This is a genomic window from Mycobacterium sp. M23085 (assembly GCF_045343915.1).
GTDB lineage: Bacteria > Actinomycetota > Actinomycetes > Mycobacteriales > Mycobacteriaceae > Mycobacterium.
The window spans coordinates 20,662-35,788 of sequence record NZ_CP174280.1; the positions used below are offsets into that span (position 1 = coordinate 20,662).

Annotated in this window: 13 protein-coding genes; 4 read left to right on the forward strand and 9 right to left on the reverse strand. The window is 66.4% G+C overall.

The features are described 5' to 3' along the window. Positions 1 to 7 precede the first annotated feature (7 nt). Together ACIUM1_RS00125 and ACIUM1_RS00130 are read right to left on the reverse strand one after the other, a co-directional pair. Positions 8 to 844: a family 16 glycosylhydrolase gene (locus ACIUM1_RS00125; protein ID WP_406815308.1), complete on the reverse strand. Its 837-nt coding sequence runs from the start codon at positions 842 to 844 to the stop codon at positions 8 to 10. Positions 845 to 1,613: 769 nt separating this feature from the next. After that, on the reverse strand, positions 1,614 to 2,237 hold the full coding sequence (locus ACIUM1_RS00130; RefSeq protein WP_406817871.1) for a cutinase family protein: 624 nt from the start codon (positions 2,235 to 2,237) through the stop codon (positions 1,614 to 1,616). Between the two features lie 193 nt (positions 2,238 to 2,430). On the opposite strand from ACIUM1_RS00130, the gene ACIUM1_RS00135 reads away from it, so the two are divergent. Beyond that, positions 2,431 to 3,093 (forward strand): class I SAM-dependent methyltransferase, encoded by a 663-nt coding sequence (locus tag ACIUM1_RS00135; protein ID WP_406815309.1) that lies wholly within the window; start codon positions 2,431 to 2,433, stop codon positions 3,091 to 3,093. 12 nt (positions 3,094 to 3,105) lie between these two features. Here the strand turns inward: ACIUM1_RS00135 and ACIUM1_RS00140 are convergent, their stop codons facing one another. From ACIUM1_RS00140 to ACIUM1_RS00150, 3 genes are read right to left on the reverse strand one after another with little or no spacing between them, the layout of a single operon-like run. Next, a complete protein-coding gene (locus ACIUM1_RS00140; RefSeq protein WP_406815310.1) occupies positions 3,106 to 4,182 on the reverse strand; it encodes a prenyltransferase in 1,077 nt (358 codons plus the stop codon). Further along, the gene (locus ACIUM1_RS00145; RefSeq protein ID WP_406815311.1) at positions 4,169 to 4,927 is read right to left on the reverse strand and encodes a class I SAM-dependent methyltransferase; all 759 of its coding nucleotides are present in this window, start codon (positions 4,925 to 4,927) and stop codon (positions 4,169 to 4,171) included. The genes ACIUM1_RS00140 and ACIUM1_RS00145 overlap by 14 nt, the downstream gene beginning before the upstream one ends. After that, positions 4,921 to 6,171: a glycosyltransferase family 4 protein gene (locus ACIUM1_RS00150; protein ID WP_406815312.1), complete on the reverse strand. Its 1,251-nt coding sequence runs from the start codon at positions 6,169 to 6,171 to the stop codon at positions 4,921 to 4,923. Before ACIUM1_RS00150 ends, ACIUM1_RS00145 begins: the two co-directional genes overlap by 7 nt. A gap of 320 nt (positions 6,172 to 6,491) precedes the next feature. Between ACIUM1_RS00150 and ACIUM1_RS00155 the strand changes: the two genes are divergently transcribed. Further along, complete coding sequence (locus ACIUM1_RS00155; RefSeq protein ID WP_406815313.1) at positions 6,492 to 7,301, forward strand: DUF1906 domain-containing protein; 810 nt, start codon at positions 6,492 to 6,494, stop codon at positions 7,299 to 7,301. A gap of 71 nt (positions 7,302 to 7,372) precedes the next feature. On the opposite strand, the gene katG is transcribed toward ACIUM1_RS00155, so the two are convergent. The 3 genes from katG to ACIUM1_RS00170 form a co-directional block, all read right to left on the reverse strand. Then, a complete protein-coding gene (gene katG, locus ACIUM1_RS00160) occupies positions 7,373 to 9,613 on the reverse strand; it encodes a catalase/peroxidase HPI (protein ID WP_406815314.1) in 2,241 nt (746 codons plus the stop codon). Positions 9,614 to 9,663: 50 nt separating this feature from the next. Beyond that, the gene (locus tag ACIUM1_RS00165; protein ID WP_406815315.1) at positions 9,664 to 10,104 is read right to left on the reverse strand and encodes a Fur family transcriptional regulator; all 441 of its coding nucleotides are present in this window, start codon (positions 10,102 to 10,104) and stop codon (positions 9,664 to 9,666) included. 96 nt (positions 10,105 to 10,200) lie between these two features. Next, positions 10,201 to 11,487, reverse strand: a complete 1,287-nt coding sequence (locus ACIUM1_RS00170; protein WP_406815316.1) for an Ig-like domain-containing protein — start codon at positions 11,485 to 11,487, stop codon at positions 10,201 to 10,203. Positions 11,488 to 11,653: 166 nt separating this feature from the next. Here ACIUM1_RS00170 and ACIUM1_RS00175 point away from each other — a divergent pair, with 166 nt between their 5' ends. Both ACIUM1_RS00175 and ACIUM1_RS00180 read left to right on the forward strand, forming a co-directional pair. Next, positions 11,654 to 12,475 carry a hypothetical protein gene (locus tag ACIUM1_RS00175; protein WP_406815317.1) on the forward strand — a complete coding sequence of 274 codons (822 nt, stop codon included), beginning with the start codon at positions 11,654 to 11,656 and terminating at the stop codon, positions 12,473 to 12,475. Positions 12,476 to 12,538: 63 nt separating this feature from the next. Beyond that, the gene (locus tag ACIUM1_RS00180; protein ID WP_406817872.1) at positions 12,539 to 14,029 is read left to right on the forward strand and encodes an FAD-dependent oxidoreductase; all 1,491 of its coding nucleotides are present in this window, start codon (positions 12,539 to 12,541) and stop codon (positions 14,027 to 14,029) included. Positions 14,030 to 14,039: 10 nt separating this feature from the next. Here ACIUM1_RS00180 and ACIUM1_RS00185 read toward each other — a convergent pair whose 3' ends face one another. Next, on the reverse strand, positions 14,040 to 15,083 hold the full coding sequence (locus tag ACIUM1_RS00185) for a class I SAM-dependent methyltransferase (RefSeq protein WP_406815318.1): 1,044 nt from the start codon (positions 15,081 to 15,083) through the stop codon (positions 14,040 to 14,042). Positions 15,084 to 15,127 lie beyond the last annotated feature (44 nt).

A 15,127-nucleotide genomic window follows, 5' to 3' on the forward strand; every position in this document is an offset into this window, starting at 1 on the left:
ACACCGCCTACCAGACGCGTATCCAGTCGACGAGCATGTCGGCGGGGTAGCTGCCCGACCCCGGGTCACCGCCGCCGGAACCGGCCACCGCCAGGTTGAATACCGGATACACGGTGTATCCCGCTCCGTTGAACGGCCAATCCGGTAGCGAGCTTGCCGGCACGTCAAAGTACGGTTGCGCGCCGTCGGAATAGTCCTTCCAGAACCGGATGCCCGCCTCGTCCCATTGGCAGCGCCAGGTGTGCCAGGCGCTGTCCACCGCGATGTTGTGGGTCTTCCATTCGCCGCCGTTGGCTTTGGCGTGAACGGTGGTGGCCGAGGGCCAGTTGCCGTTGCCGTACCACTCCATGACGTCGATCTCGCCCTGATCCTCGTTGCCCAGCCAGTAGGCGGGCCAGGCGCCCGGGGTCAGGCAGTCCAGTTTGATCCGGGCCTCCCAGGTGTGGCCGACGCCGCCGCGCCACAAGCTCTGCACCTTGCCGCTGTAGTACGTGGGTCCGTCCTTGGCGGCGCGCAGCACCAGGTTGGACTTGCCGTCGACAAACACGTTGCGGCGATCATCGCGGTACTGCCCGATGTTCTCGGGACGTTCCCAGAAGGTCGGATCCTTGATCGTCTCGCGGGCTTTGGCCACCGCCCATTTCGATGCATCGGGGGCGGAACCGGCCGGGCCGTCGAACTCGTCCGAGAAAATGTAACTCCCGGATTGGCCGCTGGGCGCTGCGGGCGGCGGCATCCGACCGGGCGCGGGCGGCGAAGCCCAGGCGTTCGAGGTCGGCAGCGTGGCTGCCAGCACGCCGATCCCGGTTGTCAGAATCATGCGGCGGCGATCGATCTCCGGCATAAGCAAGGGACCCTAGCAGCCAACCGTGCATGAAGTTCAAACGGGAATTGTGTCGGTGGCCGCCACTATGGTTCTGATCGCGGCCGGACCAGCAGGGACGACGGCACGGCAGTGGCAACGGATTACGCGCGCGAATTCACGGGCAATTCTCATCTTGACAGGTGGTTTGGTCTCAGGATTCGGCGGGCATTCTGGAATCACGATCCGATAACCACACTGTTGTAGCTTTAGCTTTTGCGGGTGGTACTGAGAGGAGTGACGATCGTGGCAAATACATCAGAAGGCACGGTTATTTTCCTTCAGTCCCATCCAGCATGGGCCGCCGCTCAGCGTCGAGAGCGCGAACGCAATGAAGCAATGCGGCGTCATCCGTCGTTTCGGGCCCGCCAGCGTGCCGCGGCCTGTGGTAACCCGGTCGTTCCGATGGTCCGGAACTTCAAGATCTACTCGAGCGGCAACACCTCAGCCTGAATTCACCACGGAATTGCGGTGACCCCGTTCGCCTGTTGGTGCTGAAAAGCTGAGCCCGGAGCAAATACATAGTCGGCCGTATTGGGCCAAACTCTCGAGTTATGGTTGAGGTATTTTCGGCCCCTCCTACGAACTACGGCGTGTAGTACTTCTTCCTCTGCCAAACCCCCGGGGTTGCCGGTGCCGGCATGGTCCGATTAGTCGGCACGGTGTGCCCAACTATGCACAGCCGATTGCCCCGCGAAAATCATTCGACTGGATCCGCTGCGCGCCGGCTGGGGCCAAGGCACCGAAGCGGTCAGAGCTTGCTGGCGACGAAGTCCGCGGCCTGGTTGGCCATGCCCGCGTCGATGTAGGCGCCCGCGAGGTGTTGTGGCCAGTTTTCCTTCCAGGTGTTCGGGTCGGCCGGATTGCAGACCGGATCGGCGCCGTGGCACAACTCGATGGTCCGGTCGTTGTAGGTCGGGTTGAAGTTGGTGATCGGACCCACCCATTGGCTTCCGTTGCCGAACAATGCGACCGCGGCGATGTGCTGATCCATGCCCGGCGGCAGCGGGCTGTCGAAACCGAACGCGCCGATGGGCGCCGCCAGCACGACGTCGGTGACCGCGGCGCCCAGCGAGTAGCCGCCCAGCACCAGTCGGGTGTCGGGACAGTTGTTGGCCATGTCCTGGATGTGGTGACTCATGTCGTTGGCGCCCTGGGCCACTTCCGTGTCGGCCGGGTACTGCACGGCGTATACGCCGACGGTCCTGTTCACCTTGTTGCGCACATCGCTGATGAACGCGTTGCCCAGCACACCCGGCCCGGGTGATTCGTTACGGCCGCGGGCGAACACGATCTGTACCGGCGGGCAGCTGGCGGCCGCGGCCGGGGGTGCGGACCCCGGCGTCCCGGGCGAAAGCACCGCCGCGGGCAGCATCAGGGCGGCCGCGGCCGTGACCGCGGCGAGGCCGACACCAGCAAATCTCCGGAGAAGCAACGCGCGCACGCAGATGATGGTAGAGCGAACCCGCTCCGCCCGCTGGTCAGCGGGTAAACGGACCGTGGGTGATCGCTCAGCGCGAACACGACCACCGTGTCGGCCGTCCGGATCGAGACGATAAGTTCGGCTGATGAGAGACGTCGACGCGAATGCGCCCGAGCGGTTGTTCGCGCTGGCCGACCAGGTACAGGGTTTCATGCCGGCCGACGAGGGGCGCGCGCTGTACGACGCCGCGCTGCGGTACCTCGGCGGCGGTATCGGCGTCGAGATCGGCACCTACTGCGGCAAATCCACCCTTTTGCTGGGCGCAGCGGCACAACAAACCGGCGGTGTGCTCTACACGATCGACCACCATCACGGTTCCGAGGAGCACCAGGCCGGCTGGGAATACCACGACGCGTCGATGGTGGATGAGGTCACCGGCCTGTTCGACACGCTGCCCACGTTTCGCCGTGCGCTCGATACCGCCCGATTGGACGACCACGTCGTCGCGATCGTCGGCAAGTCACCGCTGGTGGCGCGGGCGTGGCGGGCGCCGCTGCAGTTCTTGTTCATCGACGGCGGCCACAGCGAAACCGCCGCGAACCAGGATTTCGACGGTTGGGCCAAGTGGGTCGCCCCCGGTGCGGCGCTGGTCATCCACGACGTGTTCCCCGACCCGAAGGACGGCGGTCGGCCACCGTATTACATCTACTGTCGCGCACTGGATTCCGGACAGTTCCGGGAGGTGTCGGCCACCGGGTCGCTGAGGCTGCTCGAGCGGGTCAGCGGTCAGCCGGGGGAGCAGATCTAGCCAACAAGCGGGTCAGCGGCCCGGGCCGGTGGCGACGCATTCGCAATCGAAGTCGTTCTGCAGGCCCACCGGCAACTCGTCGCCGCGGAAGATTCCCGCACCGGCGGTGGTGTTCGACAGGGCGTCCGCCGCCAGGATCATCGCCGCACCCGTCCAGGTGGTGCGCTCCTCGGGCCACCGCTTGCCATCCGCGAAAACCAGTCCGGTCCAATATGATCCGTCGCCTTCGCGCAGATGCTGCATCGCGGCGAACTGCCGGCGAGCGTCTGCGTGCCGCCCGATGGCGTCCAGCGCCATCACCAGCTCACAGGTCTCGGCACCGGTAACCCAGGGGCGGTCACCGACGCATCGGATGCCCAGGCCGTCGACCACGAACGCATCCCAACGCTGCTTGATGCGCGCGGCCGCCGCCGGACCCCGCACGGCGCTACCGAGGATGGGGTAGTACCAGTCCATCGAGTAACGGTCCTTTTCGGTGAACGCCTCGGGGTGCGCGGAGATGGCGTGGCCGAGGCGGCCCACCGCTAATTCCCATTCCGGCTGCGGATCTCCAACCAAGGCGGCCAGCGCAAGCGCACAGCGGATGCTGTGAAAAATGCTCGAGCACCCCGTCAACAGCGCCTCCGGCAACAGTCCGGCTTCGCTTCGCGCCCAACCAATCTCGCCGTAGCCGAGTTGCATGTCGATGACGAAGTCGATCGCTTTGTGTACCACCGGCCACATTTCGGCCGCGAATGATTCGTCGCCGGTGACCAGCACGTGGTGCCACACCCCGGCGCCGATGTAGGCACAGAAGTTGCTGTCGCTGTTGGCGTCTTCGATGACGCCGGCGCGGACCTGGATGGGCCAGGAGCCATCGGTGCGCTGGGTGCGCCGGCTCCAGTCAAAGGCCGCCCGGGCCGGCTCCAGCAACCCAGCGGTGGTGAGCGCCATCGCACACTCGATGTGATCCCATGGATCGGTGTGGCCGCCGTCGAACCAGGGGATGGCACCGGACGGTTCCTGTGCGGCGGCGATGGAGAGCGCGGTCTGTCGGCATTGTTCGGGAGTCAGGATCCCCGGCACACCGGGCGGGTTAGACCGATGCAACTGAATACCCTTCAGCGGCTCGGCTTTTCGCCTCATGTGGTTTGACGAAGTACATCGCCACGCTCTTGCCCACCAGTGGATTGAGCAGCGACTCCGCCAACTGGGTGATCTTCGGCCGCTGCATCAGGTCCCACACCAGCAGCTTGTGATAGGCGGTCACCGCGCGATGGTCAGTATTCTGCACGCCCACAGCGCATTTGAGCCACCAAAAGGGGGAGTGCAGCGCGTGGGCGTGGTGGGTGTGAGTCAACTCCAATCCGCGGCCCAAAATCTTGCCGCGTAACTCGCTGGCCCGGTAAATGCGAACGTGGCCGCCCTCGTTGGCGTGGTACTCGTCGGACAGCAGCCAGCACACTTGCTCGGGCAGCCACCGCGGCACGCTGACCGCCAGCGTGCCACCGACTTTGAGCACCCTGATCAGCTCGGCGATCGCCGCGTCGTCGCGCGGAATGTGCTCGAGGATCTCCGACGCGATGACGCAGTCGAACGTCTGGTCGGCATAGGGCAACTTCAGCGCGTCACCGATGACCACCTTCGCCGACGCGCCGGCCGGCGCCTCGCCCGTTTCGGCCATCGCGCGCAGGATGGTGTCCACCGAACGCAATTCGGCCTCGTCGCGGTCGAAGGCGACCACGTCGGCGCCGCGCCGATACGCTTCGAACGCGTGCCGGCCGGCTCCGCATCCCACGTCTATGACCTTGATCGATGGCCCGATCCCGAGCCGGTCGAAATCGACCGTCAGCATGTCGGTCGGCTCTGCGCGTTGCGTGCGATCGCGCGCTCGTACACTCGAACGGTTTGCGCTGCCACGGCCTCCCAGCTGAAGACATTGACGGCACGGCTGCGGCCCGCCTTGCCGAGGCTGCGGCGTTTTTCCGGGGAGTCCAGGAGCTCTGCGAGCGCGTGCGTCAGCGCTTCCACGTCGGCAGGCGGCACCAGTTCAGCGCAAGCGCCGTCCGTCCCAAGGACTTCCGGCAGCGCGCCCACCCGGCTGGCGACGATCGGGGTGCCGCTGGCCATGGCTTCCACGGCGGGCAGCGAAAACCCTTCGTAGAGCGACGGGATGCAGGCAACCTCCGCGGAAGCGAACAAGGCGGCCAGTTCGGCGTCGGACAGCCCACTGGTGATGTGCACGATGTCGGAGATTCCGAGTTCGGCGATGAGCTTGTGGGTCGGCCCATTGGGCTCCACCTTGGCGACCAACCGCAACTCGAGATCCCGGACGGTACGCAGACGGGCCACCGCCTGCAACAGGGTGCGCACGCCCTTCAGCGGGGTATCGGCGCTGGCGATCGCGATGATGCGGCCGGGCTCGCGGGGACCGGATCCCGGTTTGAACAGCTCGGTGTTGACGCCCAGCGGCACGACATGAAGCTGCTCCGGCGCGACACCGAAGTCGGCGATGATGTCCGAGGCCGACGACGACGAGACCGTCAGCAGGTCGGGAATGTGGCGGGCGACCTCTTGCTGCATGTCCAAGAACCCATACCAGCGGCGCACCAACGGCTTTCGCCACCATCGAGCGGCAGCCAGATCCAGCACCCGATCGCGGGTGATGGGGTGGTGCACGGTGGCCACGACGGGAAGCCCCGCCTCTGCGATGCTGAGCAATCCGGTGCCCAGGCTCTGGTTGTCGTGGACGACGTCGAAATCGCCTGTCCGCTGCGCAAGTAACCGCGCCGCCCGCAGCGTGAACGTACGCGGTTCGGGAAAGCCCGCGGTCCACGTGGTGAGCAATTCCAAGAGGTCGATCGAGTCACGAATTTCGCTCGGCCTCGGTACCCGGAAAGGGTCGGGTTCCCGATAGAGATCAAGGCTGGGCACCTCGGTGAGCCGGACCCGCGGATCGAGCAGGTCGGGGTACGGCTGTCCGGAAAACACTTCGACGTCGTGGCCGAGTTCCACCAGACCATGGCTGAGATGGCGCACGTAGACGCCCTGTCCGCCGCAATGGGTCTTACTACGGTAGGACAGCAGGGCAATTCGCATACTCAACTCTTCTTTGCTGGAAAATGACCGCGGAATGGCGCCGAATCCGTCGCGGTCAACGGACTCCCGAACTCCGTGACAGCAAACTGGACATGTGTCCAGACTATAGTTCGATCACCTAAGAGAGCGCAACGAGCCGGAGATCCGCCGCGCCGCGGGTAGGCGGCCCCCAGGATGTCCGGCACGCAAAGATCATGCCACTGGTCGATGGCCACTATCTTTCCGACCGGTCGGTTCCAAGCGCGCGACGCCGGCCTCGCTCGAGACTGACCGGCGAAGATCGGCCCGGACAAGCCGTGGGCCTTTGTTACCATCGCGCGGTGCGGGATGGGGCCGGACCGAGCGGACGGGGCGATCGGCGATCGCCTTCGAGGCGCGACCTGCTCAAATATGCGGGCGCCTATGCGGTAGCGCCTACCCTGCTGCACCTGGGCGCGGCGGCCGGCAGCCCCACGGCCTCGGCCGCCGGCATGAAGCTCATCGACTTCGCCGAGCGCAGGATCGCCCCCGACGAGATCAAGTCGGCCGGCTATGACGGCGTGGTGAATTACGTATCGCAGTCACGACCGGGCGCGAACTTCGAAGCCAAGCCGCTGACCCGGGACTACGCCGATGCGCTGCGGGCGGCGGGGCTGCATATCGTCAGCAACTTCCAGTACGGCAAGCCCGGTTGGCCCGACCCGTCGGATCTGACCCGCGGCTATGACGGCGGCGTGGCCGACGCCCATACGGCCATGCAGTTGCATTCCGCGGCCGGCGGCCCGAACTCGGCCCCCATCTTTTTCAGTGTCGATGACGACATCGATGCCAACACGTGGAACAGCCTTGCGGTCCAATGGTTTCGGGGGATCAACTCGGTATTGGGCGTGGGCCGCACCGGCATCTACGGAGACGCCCAGGTATGTGGATGGGCGATCAGGGACGGCGTCATCGGGCCGTCCACCAGCGCCGGACACCAGTGGGCGTGGCAGACGAGGTCGTGGTCGCACGGCCAGCGCGAGCCCGCGGCGGTGCTCTATCAAACGGTGGTCAACAGCCCGGGAAATCCGGGTCCGCTGCTGGGCGGCATCAATGTCGATGTCGACGATGTCCTCGCTGCCGACTTCGGGCAGTGGGACCTGGATCGCTGACCTAAACGCGAGGCACGGCACCCCGCGAGCGGATCGCTCGCGGGGTGCCGTTTTCCCATCGACGACCCGGCTTAGTTGAGGTCGAACCGGTCGTTGTTCATGACCTTCACCCAGGCCGCGACGAAGTCCTCCACGAACTTGCCCTGGTTGTCGTCCTGGGCGTAGACCTCGGCCAGAGCGCGCAGCACCGAGTTGGAGCCGAAGACAAGGTCATTCGGGGTCGCGGTCCACTTGAGCGCGCCGGTGGCCCGGTCGTGCCCTTCGTAGACGTTCTCCGCGGTCTCCGACGCCTTCCACTCGGTGCCCATGTCGAGCAGGTTGACGAAGAAGTCGTTCGTCAACGCACCCGGCCGGTCGGTGAACACGCCGTGCTTGCTGCCGCCGTGGTTGGCGCCCAGGGCCCGCAGTCCGCCGACGAGCACGGTGAGCTCGGGGCCGGTCACACCCAGCATGTACGCCCGGTCCAGGAGCAGCTGTTCGAGCGGGGCCTTCTCGCCCGGCCGGGCATAGTTGCGGAACCCGTCGGCCCGCGGCTCGAGCACCGCGAACGACTCCACGTCGGTGCTCTCCTGCGAGGCATCGGTGCGCCCGGGGGCGAAGTGCACCGAGATCTCGTAGCCGGCGTCCTTGGCCGCCTTCTCGACCGCCGCGGAACCCGCCAACACGATCAGGTCGGCGAGCGAGATCTTCTTGCCGCCGGAGGCCGAGGCATTGAAGTCCTGCTGGATCTGCTCCAGCACGGGCAGCACCTTGTCCAGTTCGGACGGCTCGTTGACCTCCCAGCTCCGCTGCGGTTCGAGGCGAAGCCGCCCGCCGTTGGGACCACCCCGCTTGTCGGTGTTGCGGTAGCTGATCGCGGCCGACCATGCGGTCTTGACCAGCTGCGGAACGGAGAGACCGGACGCGAGCACCTTGCTCTTCAGGGCCTCGACATCGTTGTCGTCGACGAGCGCGTGGTCGACGGCCGGAACCGGGTCCTGCCACAGCTGCGGTTCGGGGATCCAGGGTCCCAGGAAGCGGGAGACCGGTCCCATGTCGCGGTGCAGCAGCTTGTACCACGCCTTGGCGAAGGCGTCGGCGAGCTCCTCGGGGTGGTCGAGCCAGCGCCGGGTGATGTCGCGGTAGATCGGGCTCTCCCGCAACGAGATATCGGTGACCAGCATCGTCGGGGCGCGCCCCGGCCCACCGAACGGATCGGGGATGGTGCCCGCGCCGGCCCCGTCCTTGGCGGTGAACTGCCAGGCTCCGGCGGGGCTCTTGGTCAGCTCCCACTCGTAGCCGTACAGCGTCTCCAGGAAGGAGTTGTCCCACTTGGTCGGCGTCGGCGTCCAGACCACTTCCAGGCCGCTGGTGATGGCGTCCTTGCCCACGCCGCTGCCGAAGGAGCTCTTCCAGCCCAGCCCCTGCTGTTCGATCGGGGCGGCCTCCGGCTCGGGGCCGACCAGGTCGGCGTCACCGGCGCCGTGGGTCTTGCCGAAGCTGTGGCCGCCGACGATGAGCGCCGCGGTCTCTTCATCGTTCATCGCCATCCGGCCGAAGGTCTCGCGGATGTCGATTGCGGCGGCGACCGGGTCCGGCTTGCCTTCGGGGCCTTCCGGATTCACGTAGATCAGACCCATGGTGGTGGCACCGTAGGGCTGCGCGAGGTCGCGTTCGCCCGAATACCGCTTGTCGGTGCCCAACCACTCTTCTTCCTCACCGAACAGGATCTCCTCGGGCTCCCAGACGTCCTCGCGGCCGAAGGCGAAGCCAAAGGTTTCGAATCCCATCGATTCCAGAGCCGTGTTTCCGGCGAAGAGCAGCAAGTCCGCCCAGGAGATCTTGTTGCCGTACTTCTTCTTGAGCGGCCACAGCAGCCTGCGCGCCTTGTCCAGGCTCGCGTTGTCGGGCCAGCTGTTGAGCGGGGCGAAGCGCTGCATGCCCTGGCCGCCACCGCCGCGACCGTCAAAGATGCGGTAGGTGCCGGCGGCGTGCCAGCTCATCCGGATGAACAGCCCCCCGTAGTGGCCGTAGTCGGCGGGCCACCAGTCCTGCGAGGTGGTCAGCAGGCTGATCATGTCGGCCTTGAGCGCCTCGACATCGAGCTTGGCGAACTCCTCGGCGTAGTCGAAGTCCTCGCCGAGCGGGTTGGACTGGGCGACGTGCGGGTGCAGGCGCGACACGTCGACCTGGTTGGGCCACCAGTCCTGGTTGGTCCGTGGAGCGTGCGACTTCGGCTGCGGTGAAGGGATTGCTGGGTTTTCGCTTTCGCTGTTGCTGGCCGACCCGGCGTCAGGGTGAGGTGGGCGGCTGGCGGATGTATCAGTTGACACAGCATTCCTTTCGGGGGTGGGTGAATCGGGCTGCGATCACGGGCCGTGATCTAAGAACCTGTCGTCGAGCAATCGGCACACAGGCCCCAGTAGATGACTTCGGCCTCGTCGAGAACGAAGCCATCAAGAACGTTGTCGTCGTCCGAGGGGGTGAGGCAGGGAGCGTCACCGACGGCGCAGTCGACGTCGGCGATGATTCCGCAGGACCGGCAGACCACGTGGTGGTGGTTGTCGCCGACGCGGGATTCGTAACGCGCGACCATGCCCAGGGGCTGGATTCGCCGAACCAGGCCCACGGTGGTCAGCGCGTTGAGCACGTCGTACACAGCTTGGCGCGAAACATCGGGCAGGCCAACCCGTACCGCCGAGAAGATGGTCTCGGTGTCGGCGTGCGGGTTGGCGTCCACGACTTCCAGCACGGCGACCCTGGGCCGGGTCACCCGCAGATCGGCCATCCGCAACCTGCCCGCGTAATCGGCCGTCGAAGACACGTCACCAATATGACGCACTTATCTGGAACGAGTCAAGACTTTATTGTGAAGTGGCGCACAACGGTGCGTGACGAATGAGCTGCATCACGAGAGACGTCAGGTGGGCTTCAGTGCGCTGCCTTTACGCCACTCGTCCCAGCTGAGCGTCCAGTCGCCGTTCTGCGCCAAGGTCAGTGGAGGTCCGCCGCTGTTGCGGACCTCCACCACGTCGCCGGGTACCGAAAAGTCGAAGAACCACTTGGCGTTGTCGGCATTGAGGTTCAAGCAACCGTGCGACGTGTCGCGGTGCCCCTGGGCCCATACCGTCGCGTCGAGCTCGTGCAGATAGATGCCGTCGCTGCTGATCTTGGTGGCCCAGTTGATGGTCTCGCGGTAGCCCAGCCTCGAGTTCTTGGGCAGGCCAAAGGTCGAGGAGTCCATGATGACGGGATTGCCCTTGTCCAGGACGGTGTAGATGCCGGACGGGGTCCAGAGCGAAATGGTCCTGCCGCCGACTTGTTCGGTGCCGCCCATTCCCATGCTGGTGGGCATCGTGCGCTGCAGGATTCCGTTGCTGAAGACGCTGACCTGATGGGTCGCGTCGTCGGCGATCGATACGTGCGCATCGCCGATATGGAAGGACACCTTGCTGTCGTCCTGCCCGAACAGTCCGTCCCCCAAGGCGATTCCATAAATCTTGGCCTCGGCGGTAACGGTGGTGCCGGGTGCGTAGTAGTGCTCGGGCCGCCAATGCGCGTTCTGGTCGTCGACCCAGTACCAGGACCCCTCGACTTTCGGGTCGGTGGTCACCGACAGCTGTTTCTCGGCGGTGGCGCGATCGGCGATCTTCTCGTCGAAGTGAGCCACGATCACCGTTCCGACGCCGTAGGTGCCGCCGTCGTGCAACGCGGCCTCCGACGTGGTCGTGAACGACACCTTCGTCTGGCTGGACGGCTTCAGCGTCGAGAACGACGAAACCTGCTTGGCAACAACGCCACTGACGCCGCTGCTGGTGACCGTCAGGGTGTAGGTGCGGCCGTAGCCCAACGGAACCGTCGGCTTCCACACCGTGTTGTCCGGGGTCATGACGCCCTCGATCGGTTTGCCGCTCTCGTTGACCATGTCGACGCCCGTCAGCGTCCCGTTCTCGGCCTTGACCATGACCGGGGCGACGGGGTCGACGTCATGCGCGTCGGCAGCGGGCGTGATCGTTATCCGGGCCGGCTCAGCGGGTTTCGTTGCGGCGCTGCGTTGACCGCAGCCGCCGCTCGAGCAATGGGAGACCGACGCAATGCGTGCCGCCCCCACCAGCGCGACGATCACGAACAGCGCAAGCAAGAGGCGGCGAGGCCGGCTGACGCCGCGGAGCCGGCTGATGAACTGATCGCTGGACTTGGACATCATGAAACTGCCGATTCCTGCCTTCTGTTTCTCGCAGGCTGCGAAGTTCCGCCCGGCGATGTCGATGTTGTAGATGAGGTATCCCGCGACATTCGGTTTCTAAACCGTGGGGTGACTCGACTTCGTCACTCCAGGCCTGCGTCGTCGGTCGGCGAGAGATCATGGCTTCATGGCCGACGAGGAGCTCGACAGCCTGTACCGGGTGCCGCCAAAGGAGTTCACCGCGCAGCGCACCAGGTTGGCCGCCGCCGCCAAACAGCGCGGCGATACCGCAGCAGCGAAACGGATTTCCGCCGCCAACAAACCGACGACGGCCGCATGGATCGTCAACCGGCTGGCACTCCGGCACGCCGACACCCGACAGCGGCTGACCGACCTCGGTGAGCGGTTGCGCGCCGCGCACGCGGCGATGGATGGCGGGCGCATCCGGGAACTGTCGGCCGAGCAACACAAACTCATCGACGAGCTCACCCGCCAGGCGCTGCGGGCGGCCGACTTGACGCAACCTTCGGCGACCGTGCGCGAAGATCTGACCAGCACCCTGCAAGCCGCCGTCGCCGACCCGCAGATCGCCGCCCGGCTGGGCCGGTTGACCCGGCCCGAGCAGTGGTCCGGCTTCGGCGCCTTCGGCGATGCGGTGCCGGAATCGGTGGATGCTTCCAGCGAACCGGTCAAGCGGCCGAGCGCCCCGGCGCGGAAACGGCCCGCGAAGCGGTCCGAGCGTGCGACGGCGCAAGACCAACGGCGCGCCAAGCTGACCGCGGCCGTTGGCGCCGCGGAGCGCGCCAAGGCCGAGGCCGACGACCTGGCGGCGGAGCGACAAGCCCAACGCGAAGCCGCACGGCGGCGCCGCGACGATGCGGCACGGGCGCTGCGGGCGGCCGAGCGGGAACTCAGCGCCGCCGAGAAGGCCTATGTCAAGGCCAGGGAAGCCGGCAGTGCCGCCGCGGACGCCGTGCGGGAGGCAAAAGCCCAGTTGAAGCGGGTGTGACCCGGCCGGCCGGGTTTCCCCGGGCCGGGCCGGGGTATCAGCACAGCCGTGACCTCTTTATGGATGGCCGAACGCACCGAACAGCCTTGGGCGGCAAGCCAGCTTGATCAAGGTTCCGGGTCCGCCGATGTCATCGTCGTGGGCGCCGGCATCACCGGCCTGATGACGGCGGTGCTGCTGGCCCGCGCGGGCAAGGATGTGCTGGTAGTGGAGGCCCGCACGGTGGGGGCGTGCGCGACCGGAAACACGACCGCGAAAATCAGCCTGCTGCAGGGCAGTCAGCTGTCCAAGGTGCTACCACGGCACGGCAGGGAGGTGGCGCGCGCGTACGTCGACGGCAACCGTGAAGGCCAGGAGTGGGTGCTGAGCCACTGCGAGGCGCACGGGGTCGCGGTGCAGCGCGAGGATGCCTACACCTACGCCCAGTCCGTGCGGGGCGTTCCATCGGCGGGTGCCGAACTCGCGGCATGCCAGGCGGTCGGCCTGCCTGCGGTGTGGGACGACGACGCCGACGTGCCGTTTGCCTATCACGGTGGTGTGCGGCTGGCGGACCAGGCGCAGTTCGACCCGATGCCATTCCTCGACTCGTTGGTCGTCGAGCTGTTGGGCCGCGGCGGACGGCTGGTTGAGCACACCCGGGTTCGGCGGGTCTCCTGGGGCGGGAAACATGTCCGCGTGCATGTCAACGACGCCGAGCAGCGAGACGTCGAACTGCAGGCGGCCCAACTGGTGCTGGCCACCGGCATCCCCATCCTGGATCGCGGTGGTTATTTTGCGCGGGTGAAGCCGAGCCGGTCCTACTGCCTGGCTTTCAAGGTTCCCGGCAACATCACCCGGCCGATGATGATCTCCACCGACTCGCCGACGCGTTCGGTGCGCTACGCGCCGGTCGCCGACGGGGAGAGGCTGATCGTGGGCGGGGCCGGCCACACCGTGGGCCGCGCGAAGAGCCCATCCGAAGCGCTCGACGAGCTGCGGACCTGGACGCGCAAGCACTACCCGGGTGCCGTGCAGACCCACTTCTGGTCGGCGCAGGACTACACGCCCATCGACCATCTGCCCTACGTCGGCCCCATCCTGCCGGGCACCGAATCTATCTTTATCGCAACGGGTTTCAACAAGTGGGGGATGACCAACGGTCCGGCCGCGGCGTTGGCGCTGTCCAGCCGCATCCTCGGCGGGCGGATGGATTGGGCCCGCGCATTCGCCAGCTGGAGTCCACACGAGCTGACGGGTTTGGCGACGGCCCTGCAGGCCAACCTCGAGGTCGGATTCAACCTGACGAAGGGCTGGATCACCCCGGCAATACGCACACACCGCCGCAGCCCGGTCGACAGCGAGGGCGGTGTGGTGAGCGGCCCGCCGTGGCACCTCGAGGCCCGCTGCCGCGTCGACGGGAAAGAGTACCGCGTCTCGCCGGTGTGTCCGCACCTCGGCGGAATCGTGAATTGGAACGATGCCGACAACGCCTGGGAGTGCCCGCTGCACGGGTCACGGTTCGCGCCCGACGGCACCTTGCTGGAAGGGCCGGCCACTCGCGACCTGACCGCGTAGACCTGAGACGTCAGCCCGCCCTCTGAAAGACGAGCCAGCGCAACTCGATTGGCGAATCGTCGCGCTCGACGTCGAAGACATCCAGGCCGCCGGCCCATCCCTCGAACCATCCGGTCGGCGGCCAGGCGTCCGACGGCAGTCGCGCCTTCTCGTACTCATAGGCGGAGTCGTCGGCGACCTGCTCGAGAGGCAGGCCCGCCGCCGCGGCGGCCACCTCGTCGCGGGTGAAGATCATGCTGTTGCACTGCTGACTGAGTTGCACCGCGACGTCGTCGGGAACATAGCCGTCGCGGGCCAGGAAGGTGTTGAAAACCAGACGCCCACCGTGCGCCAGGCAATCAGTGGCGAGTTCGAACATGCCACGCAACTCGTGGATAGTCCGGAAGTCGGGCACCACCTCCGAGACCACCATCAGCTGGTATTGCTCTCGCACGCCCTCCATCGCGGTGAAGACGTCGCTCTGAATGACATTCAGGCGCAGCGATTCGCCGGCGGCTTCACCAGCGATGACCTCCGCGAACTTCGCGGTCATCTCGACCGCGTCGACCGGATGTCCGCGCCGGGCCAGGGCCAGCGCGTTGCGTCCGGTCCCCGCGCCGACATCCAGCACCCGAAACACCGAAGGATCGGCCGCCTCCTCCGCCAGGGCCAGCACGCGTGCGTCCGGCTCGGTGCCGAACAGCGGTGGCGGGCGGACCTCCATCCACTGGTCGTAGTCGGCCTCGACGGTGCGCCAGTCGGCGTGGACCCGGAAATTCACGGTCGTCCCGAAGGGCGCCTGATACGAGATCAGGACCTCCGATCGGGGGGAGGCCTTGAAGGCCTTTGCCAACTCGGCTTCCAGCGCGGCGCGCAACTGGGCGGACTGCTCGGGTGGGCACCAGACGCCCAGAGTGGCGCAGACGTTGGCGCACAACTGGACGTACTCGTCGATCAGGCCCGGCACCGCCGGGACTCTGATATGGCCCTCGGCCGACAATCGCCGATACAGCCGCCTGATCATCGCTTCGCGCAGCATCGACGGGTCGAACGACCTTTTCGGCGGTTCTTGCACCAGAACCTTCTACACGACCGGCGGGCTTTACACCACCGGTGGAA

What these genes read in the sequence shown, in the direction of transcription:
- ACIUM1_RS00150 (WP_406815312.1), bottom strand. Translation starts at nt 6,171, where the DNA reads ATGCGAATTGCCCTGCTGTCCTACCGTAGTAAGACCCATTGCGGCGGA.
- ACIUM1_RS00130 (WP_406817871.1), bottom strand. Translation starts at nt 2,237, where the DNA reads ATGCTGCCCGCGGCGGTGCTTTCGCCCGGGACGCCGGGGTCCGCACCC.
- ACIUM1_RS00175 (WP_406815317.1), top strand. Translation starts at nt 11,654, where the DNA reads ATGGCCGACGAGGAGCTCGACAGCCTGTACCGGGTGCCGCCAAAGGAG.
- ACIUM1_RS00145 (WP_406815311.1), bottom strand. Translation starts at nt 4,927, where the DNA reads ATGCTGACGGTCGATTTCGACCGGCTCGGGATCGGGCCATCGATCAAG.
- ACIUM1_RS00180 (WP_406817872.1), top strand. Translation starts at nt 12,539, where the DNA reads ATGGCCGAACGCACCGAACAGCCTTGGGCGGCAAGCCAGCTTGATCAA.
- ACIUM1_RS00135 (WP_406815309.1), top strand. Translation starts at nt 2,431, where the DNA reads ATGAGAGACGTCGACGCGAATGCGCCCGAGCGGTTGTTCGCGCTGGCC.
- ACIUM1_RS00170 (WP_406815316.1), bottom strand. Translation starts at nt 11,487, where the DNA reads ATGATGTCCAAGTCCAGCGATCAGTTCATCAGCCGGCTCCGCGGCGTC.
- ACIUM1_RS00125 (WP_406815308.1), bottom strand. Translation starts at nt 844, where the DNA reads ATGCCGGAGATCGATCGCCGCCGCATGATTCTGACAACCGGGATCGGC.